The organism is Natronobiforma cellulositropha, assembly GCF_025629245.1.
GTDB lineage: Archaea > Halobacteriota > Halobacteria > Halobacteriales > Natrialbaceae > Natronobiforma > Natronobiforma cellulositropha.
Map to the genome: position 1 here is coordinate 138,210 of NZ_JANZXN010000006.1, position 11,988 is coordinate 150,197.

Genomic DNA, 11,988 nt, shown 5'->3' on the forward strand with positions numbered 1-11,988 from the left:
CTGCACGACTGCGACTGCCGGGAACTACCACGAGCCGCGCAGGCCGAGGCTATACTCGAGTGCGGTATCGACGTCGTCCAGCCGCTCGTCGGGAATGGACCCAACGACGGTTTCGATCCGGTGTTCGATCGATACCGTTCGGATCTGACTGCAGATCGCGACGGAGTCCTCTCGAAGGTGGCTCTCGTCGGCCGTCACGAGCACTTCGAACGGATACAACTCGTCGTCGAACGCCGTCGTGAACGGGACGACGATCGTCGTGGGTGCGTTCTCGTTCCCGACGTCGTTCTGGACGACGAGACACGGCCGCGTCCCCCGCTGTTCCGATCCCTCCGTCGGGTTGAGTGCGACGATCACGATGTCGCCCCGGCGGACCTCCATCTACTCCCACTCCGGCACGTCGCCGAGATACTCGTCGGTCTCCTGTGACACGCCAGCCAGCTCGTCGTGGAGCGCTCGGAGGTGGTCGGCGCGCGCGCGGTAGCCCGCGGCCAGGTCGTCTCGAGTGAGTGGCTTCTCGATGACGATCTTCCCCGACTCTTTGCGGATTTCGACCTCGTCGCCGCCACCGATGTCGAACTCCTCTCGCAGTTCCTTCGGCAGCGTGACCTGCCCGCGCTCGCCGACCCGTCGCCTCGTCACCTCGGACATACGTATTCATATCATATCCATACTCAAGAGGCTACCGGTCGGGCCGCTGCAGGGGCCGGGCGTAACGCTCACACGGACGGATCCACCACCCGCGACCGGAACGCTGAACCCTCGAGCCACCCAACACTCGGCCATCGGAGATGAGCGCAGAGATTCCCGAGGACCACCCCATCGTCCTCTTCGACGGCGTCTGCAACCTCTGTAGTGGCTTCGTCCAGTTCATCGCGCCACGCGACCCCGACGGCGAGTTTCGCTTCGCCTCCCTCCAGTCGGAGACCGGCACCCGCCTCCTCGAGCGCCACGACCTCCCGACCGACGACCTCGAGTCGGTCGTCCTGATCCAGGACGGAGACGCCTACGTGAAGTCGAGCGCCGTGATCCAGATCGCGGTGACGCTGGGCGGACTCTACCGCCTCGCCGGACCCACCCGGTTCGTCCCCCGCGCGATCCGTGACTGGCTCTACGACTTCGTCGCCGCCCGCCGCTACCGCTGGTTCGGCCAGAAAGACCGCTGTGAGATCCCGCCGGGGGATGTGGGTGCGCGGTTTCTCGAGTGAGTGGGGCGTGGGCTCGAGGTCGGTGTCGGTCAGTGTTCGCTGTACGCGTTCGTCGCGTTGTGCTCAAGCGCCGTTCAAAACAGCCACTCGAGAGCTTAACAGATAGCAAAATGGCCAGAAACTGCCAATCAGCATTAGTTACATATATATTGACCCCGTCAAAACGCGTAGTCAATAGATACAACCGCGGAGAATTAAACTAACATGGGACAATCAGGGTTACTTGACTTTACAGATTTACAAACCCAAGAGCAACTGGACCTGTTTGTTCAACAGAATATAAAACAAGATGAGAGCGAATCAGTCCGTGGAATCACATTCTTAAGTGACGATTCTCCATCAGATATTGTACGAGAAAATGAACTGGGGAATATTTCTGTGGAAGTTACTGAAAAGGATGAGTTTACAAAACTGAAGGTTATACGGACAGTAGAGCACTCAAAGTACGACGGGGGGTCTAAGGAATTTGTTGGGGACGTCTATATAATATCCAATAAAATCGAAAAAAGCCACACTGCATTTTCGATTTGTAACAAAGACATATTTGAAAAATGTGTGAAAGGGTACCTACCGCGACTCCCAGGGTTATCAACGTCTTATTTGACTACACCAGAGCTTCGTGGGGTTCTAGATGTGTTGGATGATCAAATTGCGGGAGACATCATCGTTGAGGAAGCAGTGATAAAATCCCCTAATTCGAAAACAGATATTCTCTATCTGAAAGAGCCATATTACAACTTATTTAACGCGAAAAAAGTCGACGAGGGTGATTTTTACGTTGACAAGATTAAATTCACTATAACTGGCCGTAGCTCGTTCTCTGGCTTTTTGTCAAGGCAGGGTGATACAAGGTATAGCCGTGGGTCCAGTGACATATACTTTGATTATTTGTTAGATATTGTTGGAGAAGCTCTGGTTGCAAAGGGGAGTATCTTCGAAGGGAAAGCTCGAGAATACGGTAGCAGAGATGCGAGCCGATTAGAAATTGAATATGAACCAGGAACGATCCGTGGGAAAGAAGCCAACTACGAGCTGATTGATGCTCTTGGCAATATGAGTTCGTCGTCTATTACCGTCTATCACAAAAACCCGTATATGCATGCCTCTGTGCTTGATTTCAATGATGGAACAACTGCTGATGTGTTTATAACTTCTGATAAAAAGATATCAATTATACCAGGTTTTGAAGCTTCTAAGGGATCTCTTTCGAGAATATGTGAGAGGATTAATTCACATTTTAAGGAAGGGGAAGTGGCGGAGGCAGATTCAGGTAACCCTGATTTTGATGACTTCTTTAGTGGGTGATTTTGAATGGCTGAACAACGCTTTTTAAAATGTACTCGCGATGCGGTGGAGGATTTTACAATCTATGATAAGAATTCAGATGTAGTTACTTGTTGGGAATACTTTTCATTGGCATATAGTAGTTATTTCCCAAGATTCGAATTTGATCGGTTTCCATCGTACAAATCAGGAGGTGAAGAATGGATGAACCCCGATTTTACAATATTCTTCGATGATCGATATGCAATTGCAGCGATCACACTCCACAGAGAGGGAGTCTGCAAAGCACCAAGCCTATTTGATGATTTGCTTAACCAATTATGTGAGATTGACGGTGATTTTAAATTCAAGGACGGTGATGGGAACTTTGCCAAACCCAAATCATATGATATTGCTCTATTGTCTGACTCTGGGCACTCCCAGACCCTTGGCCATAAGATTAGACAAAGCATTGATACAGATGATCTGGACGTTTCCGCGAATATTATTGTTCTTGAATTTGATTATTTGGAGGAAGCCCAGTCAAAGTATAGGTTTAAACGGTTGTCTGATCCATCGGATAACTTTAGAGACGACGTTCTACCAAATCGAGGAAAGATCAGCCAAAAGCTTTCAATCCAAGGTGGAACTTACGAAAATATTCAAATACCATTAGATGAAGATTTTACTGAGTTGAAAGCGACAGGTATGTTCACTAACAAACCAACATCAGACCTCTACTTAGCGTGTAGACTATGGGACACAGTCATAAAAGATGAGCTCACCGATGATGAGTGGGCAATTTGGAGAAAGGGAGACCCAAATCGGGCAATCCAAAAGGTTGTGTCGTGTGAAGAGCTGAGCAAGAAAATAAATCAAGAATATGTCCCTGAAGCAAATATATCGAAAGAAAATATAAAAGATGCGTTGAGGTTTATTGCTGTGGCAAAAAGGGCAGTTCAAGTCAGCGATGATGAATTTCAGGTTGATTACTCTAACTTGCGAGATAAGCGAAGAAAGCACAAGGATGCTGCAAGTGAGAGAAGTGATATTGAGGACCTTGCATACCTGCTTGCAAGTTGGCACTGTGAAGTAAAGGTAGGAAATAGTTTGAAGGAAATTGCCGACATAATCACTACTGATGATTTTAATAAAGCTGATCTTAGTGGTCTTGCAGGGGCAAATGTTATGGATTACTGATCCACATGGATGACAGTAGTTCACATAGACCGCGTGAGGATTTGTGTAATAGATATCAAGATGTAGTTGAGATTCAAACAAAGTCAATCAGGAACTTTGATGATAAAACATGGAGAGTGATGCGGGTAACAGGTCTCATTGTTGGGATAGGAATCGCTGCGCTGTCCTATGGCGGTAACATCGGGAATGGATTAGAAATATTGTCGCAAAGGCCAATTCAAATCACGCTTTCTATAAGTCTATTATTTTTTCTGGGGTCATTCGGTTTAGGTATCCGGAGTTATAAAAGCGCAGAATTCTCGACTGCACCAAACACGGAATTGGGCAACGTTATCAAAGATGAAATGCCAGACCCAGAGGAATATCAATCCACTGTCGTTGAAAGTTATGTCACCGCTATAGAGGCAAATAATACGACATTAAGCAATAAGAAGGACCGATTCCGACTTACTCTTGCGTCATTATTTATTGGGATCTGGTCTTTAGGAGTAGCAATTATGCTCGGGATATGGACTCCGAACTGTCCGTACGCATATGTAGCCGCAGGTCTCCTAAGCGGCGGAATAGTTGGATACTGTTCGCTATATCCAAATCCACTCTATCGGAGTCAAAAAGTGGATGGAGAACCAGAGAGATAGTCAAATTACAGAAGTCGGAGTACGGCATCCGCAAGAGGCTGGAGGTTGTCTGCTTGAGCCCGACGCTCATTGATCGCGCGCCACCCCCGTTACGCCGTGTGGTCCGTTCTTGTAGATCTGGTAGGAGTACCGTCAAGACTCGTATCGAGCTGTCACAGTGTGGCAGTGTGGCCAGGAGGATTACTGACGACACACCCGCTCTCGAGCGCCGGACAGCGTTAATTCGTAGATGAGGCCGCCGCAACACTCGCAGACGACGCGTCCGTTGAACGGTTCGATGCTCACGCAGAACTGCCGCTACTTACCAAAGAATTCGGGGGAATATTGCCAGTGGGCCGGCGCAGATTGCGAACACGGGAAGACGGTCGCTCTCGCTTCGCTCGAGCGCTGCGACTTCCCTGCTCGAATCTGCTTGGGTGCATTTTCCCACACCGCAGACTCGTCACTCCGTTCCTCGTGTTGCGGTGCGGGAAAAGTGGGCCGGCGCAGATTCGAACTGCGGTTACGGCCACCCGAAGGCCGAAGGATACCAGGCTACCCCACCGGCCCGCAGGTGGCCAGAAGGTGGGCGCAGGTATAATTCTTGCTTTGTGGCCCCAGGAGCGGGGTATGACAGCCAGCGACACACTCGAGCGAGCCACACCGATCCTCACCCCTACAGAACCGAACACGCCGACCTCGAGCGCGCCTCAGAACTGCGTATACCCCTGGGTATCGAGGTAGTGGTGGGTGATCGTGATCGCGTGGTCGGCGTGGAGGCGTTCGGGACCGAGGCGGACCCGGCGGTCGGCGGCGGCGTCGATGAGCGTCGCCTCCTCGTCGGTGAAGTCGCGGTGGTCGGAGAGGACGAACACCGGGTTCTCGGGGAGTCCGGCGTCGACGACGGCGTCGCCGTCTTCGTGTAGCTGGACGAGCGCGCCGTCGGTGGTGACCGCCTCGAGCGTCGCCTCGAGTCCGCGGCGGTAGAGTTCGACGCCGGGGCTGGGTTCGGCGGGGAGTGCGCCGATGGCTTCCGCGCGGTGCTCGAGGGCGGTGCGGACGAGTGCGGCGGTCGAGCGCTCGTCGGGGTGGAGGTGTCTGAGGGTCGCGCCGTCGAAGGTGATGGTGAGTTCGTCCTGGCAGACGAGGTGGACGCGGACGTCGGTGCGGATGCCGTGGGAGAGGACGAACGCGGCGGTGATCGAGCGACAGAGGGCGTCGAGGCGGCCAGCGCCGCCAGCGAGGTCGTCGAGCGAGAAGTCGGGGTCGGTGGGGACGTCGTGGCCGAGACAGACGAACTGGCGCATACGGAGGCGACGGCGAGCGCCCGGATAGGCGACTCGGTTTCGCGCGAGGGCGAGGCAGTGGGTGGCGAGCGCTCGAGCGGGCGAGCGGTGAGCTACCGGCCGAGCGAGGTGTAGCGCTCGAGTGTGAGCCGGGCGGAGGCGAGACCGGGTGTGCCGTCGCGGTACCAGACGGCGAGTGCAACGACGAAGAGACCGAGCTGGATCCACTCGTAGGTGCCCATCGAGTAGCCGAGGAAGCCGCCGGTGACGCTGTCGACGGACTCGTAAGTCTCGGGCTGGGTGAGCGGCCAGAGGAGGAACTCGGTGTCCGAAAAGTCGCCGACGAGGACGCCCGGCGGGAGGTCAGCCAGCAGGTGTGAGAGGTGGCCGATGGCGAACGCGGTGGCGACGTCGACGCGCCGGAGGCGGATCGCGAGCGCGTAGACGGCCGGGAGCAAGAGCGCGGCGAACAGCAGCGAGTGGCCGAGCGTCCGGCCGCCGGGGAGGACGCCGAGCGACCAGGCGAGCGGTTTGTCGATCAGGTCCGGTACCTGTGAGCCGAGCAACAGCGCGGCGAGGGCGAGCGCTTCGGGTGGGCGGCCGTACCGGCGGCGGGTGTAGAGCGTGTAGAGCAGGTAGGCGACGGCGAGGTGTCCCCAGGGCCACATAGTTGTGACGCGGGTAGTCACGACGGGGCGAAAGGTGTGTCGACTCGAGCGTGGCTCCGTGGCCGCCGAGTTCGATTCGAGAACGAGGGCGCTAGATTTAGGTTCCGGGACGACGGGTCTCTGGATAATGGCGACTCAGCGACGACTGCGCTACGTGTCCGGACAACTCGCGTGGATGGTCGGGACGGTGCTAGTGCTCTCGGCGCTTGGGTCGTACTCACACGAACTGTTCTTCGTGCTCTCGCTGGTCGGCCTGCTGATCGTGACCGAGCTGACCGCGCCGTTCAACGTGAGACCGGCGTGGCGGGCGCGCTTGCCCTGGCTGATCGCGCTGGGGCTGCTCGGATTCGCCTACGTCGTCACCCGGCGCATCGTCGCGCTGTTGCCGCCGGAGGTGGTGCCGTGGTGAGTGCCTGTGCGGTGGTGGGCCAGCCCACCGGCTCGAGACGGCGCGCGGGGGTGGGGGCGTGAGCCGACGTCTCCGGGAGTGGGTCGTCGAGGACGGCCGCGTCGACTGGCCGCGTGCGTTGCTGGCGGGGCTGGTGGTCGCCATCGTACTCTCGCTGGCGGTGGTCGCGAGCACGTCGACGACGGCGTTCGACCCCTACAACGCTGGCTGGGAGGGGATGACCGACTTCCGCGAGGAGGTCGAGAGCGACCCGGCCGTCGAGAGCCGCGTCGTCCAGGACGCCACGCAGTACGACCGCCTCGACGCCGCGGAGACGGTCGTGTTCGTGATCGCACCCGAAGCGCGCTACGACGAGGCGGACGCGACGCGGGTTCGCGAGTTCGTCGAGCGCGGCGGGACGCTCGTCGTCCTCGAGAACTTCGGTGAGCCAGGGAACGCCCTGCTGGCCGACGTGGGTGCCGAGGCGCGCGTCGACGGACGGGTGGTCCGTGACGAACGCCACTACCACCGGGGACCGGTGATGCCGGTCGCGACCGAGGTCGAGAACCACACCTACACGGCCGGCGTCGAGCGACTCACCCTCAACTACGCGAGCGCAGTCGAACCCGGCGAGGCGACCCCCCTCGTCCGGACGAGCGCGTTCGCGACGCTGACCGACGAGGACGGGCGCACCGAGTTCGACAGCTACCCGGTCGCGACCGTCGAGCCGCTCGGCGAGGGCGAGGTGGTCACGGTGGGCGACCCGTCGATCGCGATCAACGTCATGTACGGCGAACCGGACAACGCGGCGCTGCTCACCGCACTCTCGAGCAGCCGGTCGACGGTCGCACTCGACATCTCCCACGTCGCCGACGTGCCACCGCTGACGCGCGCGCTGTTGACCGTCCGGGCGACGCCGACGCTCCAGGTCGCGTTCGCTGCCGCCGGTGTCCTCGTCGTCGGTGGTCTCTCGAGCGGCCACCTCCGCCGGGTGCCGGCGCTGGTACGAGCCACAGCGAGGCGTAGACGGGAGGGCGTCGAGAGCGACGGCGCGTCGGCAGCCACACTCACCGACGACGAGCGGGTCGCGTTCCTCAGGCGTCGCCACCCCGAGTGGAGCGAGGCACGGATCCAGCGAGTCATAGGTGGAATTAATGAGGAGGGGGTTGAAGGGCGGCTGAGTGACGGCGCTCGCGTCCGCTCGCAGACGCGCGAGTCGGACGGCGAGCGCGTATCCGGGGGCAGTGCGGGAGCGACACCGAAGCGAGGGAGATACAACGAATGACAGACGACGATTCGACACACGACGACGGCCGCACTCGGACGGGAGCCGACGGCCCGCGAGCGATCTACGACGCCATCGAGGCGGAGGTCTCACAGGTCCTGATCGGGAACACGGACGCGCTCGAGCACCTCACGATTTCGCTGTTGACCCGGGGCCACCTCCTGCTCGAGGGCGTACCGGGCGTGGCGAAGACGACGCTCGCGACGCTGTTCGCCAGAGCCAGCGGTCTCGAACACGGCCGTATTCAGATGACGCCGGACATCTTGCCGGCGGACATCACGGGGACGCACGTCTACCACGCCGAGACGGGATCGTTCACCCTCCAGCGCGGGCCGATCTTCGCCGACGTCGTCGTCGCAGACGAGATCAACCGTGCGACGCCGAAGACCCAGAGTGCGCTGCTCGAGGCGATGCAGGAGCGCCACGTGACGATCGAAGGCGAGACGCTCGCGCTGCCGACGCCGTTCATGGTGGTCGCGACGCAGAACCCGATCGAGATGGAGGGGGTGTTCGAGTTGCCGGAGGCACAGCGCGACCGCTTCCAGTTCAAACTCACCATCGACGTGCCCGCGCGCGAGGACGAGCGCGAACTCATCGAGCGCTTCGACGAGAACCCGGAACTGGCACCCGACGACGTCGAGCAGGTGGTCGGCCGCGACGCGATTCTCGCGGCGCGCGAGACGGTGAAGGGCGTCCACGTCGCGCCGCCGCTGAAGGAGTACATCCTCGACGTGGTCGCGGCGACGCGCGAGCATCCGGACCTCGTCCACGGGGCCTCCCCCCGCGCGACGCTCGCGTTCCTCGACGGGGCGAAAGCGCGGGCGGCGATCCGCGGCCGGAAGTACGTCATCCCCGACGACGTCAAGGCGCTGGCGGAGCCGATACTGGCCCACCGGCTGGTGTTGAGTACCGAAGCCGACCTGAGCAGCGTCGGAGCCGACGACATCGTCGCCGAGGTCCTCGAGAACATCGAGCCACCGGGTGCCGAGACGAGCGCGGGCGACGCGACCGCGGTGAGCGACGGCGGCGGCGAGACGCGTCGGTGAGCCGACGGCGGGGTGTCACTCCTCGAGCGACCACCGACAGGTGACGAGCCAGTCGGCACGCCCGTCGCCGCGTGCGACCTCGAGTTCGACCGGGCGGCCGAGACCGACCGCGAAGCCGACGGCGAGGAAGGAGGCGACCGGGTGGTCGAAGCGGTCGACGTCGCCGAAGGCGCTCTCGCTGACGGCGACGGTCGCCCGGCCCTCGGTGCCGTCGACGTCCGTCTCGGCGCTGGTGACGAGTTCGAACTGTTCGACGAGCGCGTCGCTCAGTTGGCCGGCCAGCGGGGCGGGGGCGTGAGACAGGTCGCCGGTGAGCGCCCGCTGGAACTCCCCGAAGAGACCGGTGCCGGTCGTCTCGAGGACGAGGCCACGCGTCGTCGGGCCGGTGACGATGGGGGCGGTCGGGTCGACGGGAATCTCGTAGCCTGCGCGCTGGGGGACGAACAGGCGGGCGAGCGTCGTCTCCTCGTCGCCGCCGGGGACGTAGATGCGGTCGTCTCGGAGGCCGAGTTCGTCGGCGATCGCGGCCTCGTTGACCGCCATCGCGGCGTAGACACGCTCGCCGACGTCGGCGGCGACGACGCCCGCCGGTGAGAGGTAGTAGGTGAGCGCCGCGGCGAACAGTCCCGTCGCCGCCAGCGCGAAGAGGACATCCCGGCCGTCGACGAAGAGCACGCCGCCGACGGCCGCGAGTACGCCGACGGCCGCGAGCGCGTAGGCCGTCCGCCGGTAGCGTGACTGGCGGGCGCGGGCGTACTCGCGTCTGAGTCGGCGGTTCTCCTCGGTGAGGAGTTCGACCTGAGCGGCGAGTTCGGCCCGGGCGTCGTCTCGAGCGCCGTCGGTGGAGTCGTCTGCGAACGGTGTCTCGGCGGTCTGGTCGGGGTCTGTCGTACTCATTGTCGGGTCTCCGTGTCTGTGTCGCCGTCCCCGTCGGTGGGTGTGTTCTCCGTGTCTGTGTCACCGTCCCCGTCGGTGGGTGTATCGTCGCCTGTGTCGTCGTCCGCCTCGGAGACGAGTCCGAGCGCGACGAGTTCGGAGCGGTGGACGCCGTAGGCGGCGAGGGCGAACACCGAGAGCGAGGACGCCGCGGCGAGCCACAGCGGCCAGGTGGTGGCCGCGTACCACGTGCCGCCGACGAGGGCGGCGCTCGCGACGAGGGCGGCCACGACGAACCGTACCGGACTCGCGGTGACGCCCGCGGAGGCGAGAATGCAGACGACGAACGCACCCGTCACCAGCGCGAGCGAGAGGGTGTCGGTGCCGGTGGGGAAGACGACCAGCAGCGAGGCGTAGCCGACGGCGACCGCGTACGGCGTGCCGGCGACGTACCAGACGACGCCCGCGAGGAGTCCGGCGAGCGCGCCGACGGGACCCGCGACGAACGCGAAGGTGGCGGGGAGGACGACCACCGTCAGCAGGAGCTGCCAGAGCCACGGCGGGTCGGAGCTGAGCCGGCCGGGGTAGCGACGGCCCTCCGGGCGGGCGTCCTCGAGCGGGGTGGCGGGTTCTCGAGCGCTCACGGGGAGACACCTCCACGGCTCGAGAGGACGGCCGAGAGCCGGTCGGTCGGGGCGACCTCGTACGCCCGGACGCGATCGAGCCCTGCGAGGTCGCGTCGAAGCTCCTCGGCGACGACGTAACGCTCGTAGGCGCGGTCGGCGTCGGCGAGACCGCCGGGTTCGTAGAGGACGGTCGGGGCGATGAAGACGGCGACCTGGTCGCCGCGTTTGCGGGCGACTTTGACCGTCTCGCGCAGTTCGCGCGGCCGGGTGTCGTCGGTGAAGACGAGCGTCCAGGCCGACCCTTTCGAGGTTGGAAACGCCGTCGAGACGGCGCTGTAGAGCGGGTCGGACTCGATGCGCTCGCGGTAGGCCCGGCGGTCGGCGTAGAACGGCCGCAAGGTCGCGGCGAAGGGGCTGTGCTCGCCGCGGAGGGTCGTGAACGCGCGGTGGACGTCGGCGGGCGTCGAGCGCCGCCGGGCGCGTGACCAGGAGAAGCGGTCGTCGGCGTCTTCGAGCGGGGCGGCGGGGTCGAGCGACGGCGCTGGCTCGAGGTCGAGGAGCCGTCGGCGGACGGCCGCGTAGGTGGCTGGGGCCGCCGAGGGGTCGGTACGGGCCGTGATCCCGCCGTCGGCGACGGTGAGCAGGGCGACGGGGTCGCCGTGGGCGCGCGTGCTGGCGAGCGCCGCGAGGGCAGCCTCACGCAGGTACTCGAGTTTGCTCTCTCCCGGCGGGCCGACCGCCGTCGAGTGTCGGTGGTCGACGACGAGTATCGCCCGGCGTTCGGTCTCGGCTTCGAACTCGCGGACGTGTGGCGTGCCGAGTCGGGCGGTCGCCTTCCAGTCGATCCGGTTGGCGACGTCGCCGGGGACGTACTCTCTGATCTCTGCGGGTTCGATGCCGGAGCCGCGACGGCCGCCCTCGTGGTCGCCGTAGGCGCTCAACAGCTGTGAGCCGCCCTCGCCGACGTGGACGAGGCGAGGGCCGCGCGAGTCGACGGTGACCGACCCGCCGGAACCGAGGGGCAGTCGCTCTCGGAACAGGCCGTCCGTCGCCGTCACCGACGCGCCCGCAAAGCGGTGCTGGCCGGTGACCGGCCAGTCGACGTCGACCGTTCGCTCTGCGCCTCGCATCCCCGGGCGCAGTGAGACCGAGAGGTCGTCGATGGCTCTGGCGGCCGTCGGCAGGCCAGCCTCGACCGTCAGCGAGAGCGACGACGGCCGCTCGAGCGAGATCGAGAGCGCGACGGGGACCGTCTCGTCGGTGAGGAGGTCGGTGCGGGCGGGGACCTGCTCGACCGAGAGGTCGGCGGCGACCCGCTGGAGGTCGCGAGCGAACGCGTACTGGCGGGTGAGCAGCCAGGCGCCGACGAGCGAGGCGGCGACGAGGAGTTCGACGCGCGCGAAGACGACCGAGAGCGCGGCGAACACCCCGACGAGCGCGAGCATCGCCCACAGTCGGCGCGTCGGAAACATAGTCTCGCCAACCACCGGCCTGAAGTTTAATGTACTGGTTCGGCCGGCCGCGG

General features: G+C 62.2%; 15 protein-coding genes and 1 tRNA gene. 8 read left to right on the forward strand and 8 right to left on the reverse strand.

All coding sequences use genetic code 11. The annotated features are described in order from the left end of the window. Positions 1–24: 24 nt before the first annotated feature. Together N0B15_RS03445 and N0B15_RS03450 are read right to left on the reverse strand one after the other, a co-directional pair. Entirely contained in the window at positions 25–381 is a 357-nt protein-coding gene (locus N0B15_RS03445; RefSeq protein WP_263018042.1) for a type II toxin-antitoxin system PemK/MazF family toxin, read from the reverse strand. Further along, positions 382–651 carry an AbrB/MazE/SpoVT family DNA-binding domain-containing protein gene (locus N0B15_RS03450; RefSeq protein WP_263018043.1) on the reverse strand — a complete coding sequence of 90 codons (270 nt, stop codon included), beginning with the start codon at positions 649–651 and terminating at the stop codon, positions 382–384. It abuts the gene before it with no gap. A gap of 140 nt (positions 652–791) precedes the next feature. On the opposite strand from N0B15_RS03450, the gene N0B15_RS03455 reads away from it, so the two are divergent. The 4 genes from N0B15_RS03455 to N0B15_RS03470 all read left to right on the forward strand — a co-directional run bounded on the left by N0B15_RS03455 (position 792) and on the right by N0B15_RS03470 (position 4,309). Beyond that, on the forward strand, positions 792–1,208 hold the full coding sequence (locus N0B15_RS03455) for a thiol-disulfide oxidoreductase DCC family protein (protein WP_263018044.1): 417 nt from the start codon (positions 792–794) through the stop codon (positions 1,206–1,208). 204 nt (positions 1,209–1,412) lie between these two features. Further along, positions 1,413–2,513: a hypothetical protein gene (locus tag N0B15_RS03460; RefSeq protein WP_263018046.1), complete on the forward strand. Its 1,101-nt coding sequence runs from the start codon at positions 1,413–1,415 to the stop codon at positions 2,511–2,513. Between the two features lie 6 nt (positions 2,514–2,519). Further along, positions 2,520–3,671 carry a hypothetical protein gene (locus N0B15_RS03465; RefSeq protein WP_263018047.1) on the forward strand — a complete coding sequence of 384 codons (1,152 nt, stop codon included), beginning with the start codon at positions 2,520–2,522 and terminating at the stop codon, positions 3,669–3,671. A 5-nt stretch (positions 3,672–3,676) separates the two neighbouring features. Then, positions 3,677–4,309 (forward strand): hypothetical protein, encoded by a 633-nt coding sequence (locus N0B15_RS03470; protein ID WP_263018048.1) that lies wholly within the window; start codon positions 3,677–3,679, stop codon positions 4,307–4,309. A gap of 476 nt (positions 4,310–4,785) precedes the next feature. On the opposite strand, the gene N0B15_RS03475 is transcribed toward N0B15_RS03470, so the two are convergent. Together N0B15_RS03475 and trmY are read right to left on the reverse strand one after the other, a co-directional pair. Next, positions 4,786–4,858: transfer RNA gene (locus N0B15_RS03475), tRNA-Pro, on the reverse strand. A gap of 140 nt (positions 4,859–4,998) precedes the next feature. Then, positions 4,999–5,595 (reverse strand): tRNA (pseudouridine(54)-N(1))-methyltransferase TrmY, encoded by a 597-nt coding sequence (gene trmY / locus N0B15_RS03480; RefSeq protein WP_263018050.1) that lies wholly within the window; start codon positions 5,593–5,595, stop codon positions 4,999–5,001. Between trmY and N0B15_RS03485 the strand changes: the two genes are divergently transcribed. Further along, positions 5,569–5,709 (forward strand): hypothetical protein, encoded by a 141-nt coding sequence (locus tag N0B15_RS03485; protein WP_263018051.1) that lies wholly within the window; start codon positions 5,569–5,571, stop codon positions 5,707–5,709. The two genes, trmY and N0B15_RS03485, sit on opposite strands and share 27 nt — an antisense overlap. Here N0B15_RS03485 and N0B15_RS03490 read toward each other — a convergent pair. Beyond that, on the reverse strand, positions 5,688–6,242 hold the full coding sequence (locus N0B15_RS03490; protein WP_263018053.1) for a metal-dependent hydrolase: 555 nt from the start codon (positions 6,240–6,242) through the stop codon (positions 5,688–5,690). The genes N0B15_RS03485 and N0B15_RS03490 overlap by 22 nt on opposite strands. 127 nt (positions 6,243–6,369) lie before the next feature. Here N0B15_RS03490 and N0B15_RS03495 point away from each other — a divergent pair, with 127 nt between their 5' ends. Genes N0B15_RS03495 through N0B15_RS03505 form a run of 3 tightly spaced genes read left to right on the forward strand, consistent with a single transcriptional unit; the run spans position 6,370 to position 8,961 of the window. Beyond that, on the forward strand, positions 6,370–6,651 hold the full coding sequence (locus tag N0B15_RS03495) for a DUF8044 family membrane protein (protein WP_263018055.1): 282 nt from the start codon (positions 6,370–6,372) through the stop codon (positions 6,649–6,651). A gap of 58 nt (positions 6,652–6,709) precedes the next feature. After that, the gene (locus tag N0B15_RS03500; protein WP_263018056.1) at positions 6,710–7,915 is read left to right on the forward strand and encodes a DUF4350 domain-containing protein; all 1,206 of its coding nucleotides are present in this window, start codon (positions 6,710–6,712) and stop codon (positions 7,913–7,915) included. After that, entirely contained in the window at positions 7,912–8,961 is a 1,050-nt protein-coding gene (locus tag N0B15_RS03505; protein ID WP_263018057.1) for an AAA family ATPase, read from the forward strand. The genes N0B15_RS03500 and N0B15_RS03505 overlap by 4 nt, the downstream gene beginning before the upstream one ends. 15 nt (positions 8,962–8,976) lie before the next feature. Here N0B15_RS03505 and N0B15_RS03510 read toward each other — a convergent pair whose 3' ends face one another. Genes N0B15_RS03510 through N0B15_RS03520 form a run of 3 tightly spaced genes read right to left on the reverse strand, consistent with a single transcriptional unit; the run spans position 8,977 to position 11,935 of the window. Beyond that, positions 8,977–9,858, reverse strand: coding sequence for a DUF7982 domain-containing protein (locus N0B15_RS03510; RefSeq protein ID WP_263018058.1), 882 nt, complete (start codon positions 9,856–9,858; stop codon positions 8,977–8,979). Beyond that, the gene (locus N0B15_RS03515; protein WP_263018059.1) at positions 9,855–10,481 is read right to left on the reverse strand and encodes a DUF8163 family membrane protein; all 627 of its coding nucleotides are present in this window, start codon (positions 10,479–10,481) and stop codon (positions 9,855–9,857) included. Before N0B15_RS03515 ends, N0B15_RS03510 begins: the two co-directional genes overlap by 4 nt. Beyond that, positions 10,478–11,935, reverse strand: coding sequence for a DUF58 domain-containing protein (locus N0B15_RS03520; RefSeq protein WP_263018060.1), 1,458 nt, complete (start codon positions 11,933–11,935; stop codon positions 10,478–10,480). Before N0B15_RS03520 ends, N0B15_RS03515 begins: the two co-directional genes overlap by 4 nt. Positions 11,936–11,988 lie beyond the last annotated feature (53 nt).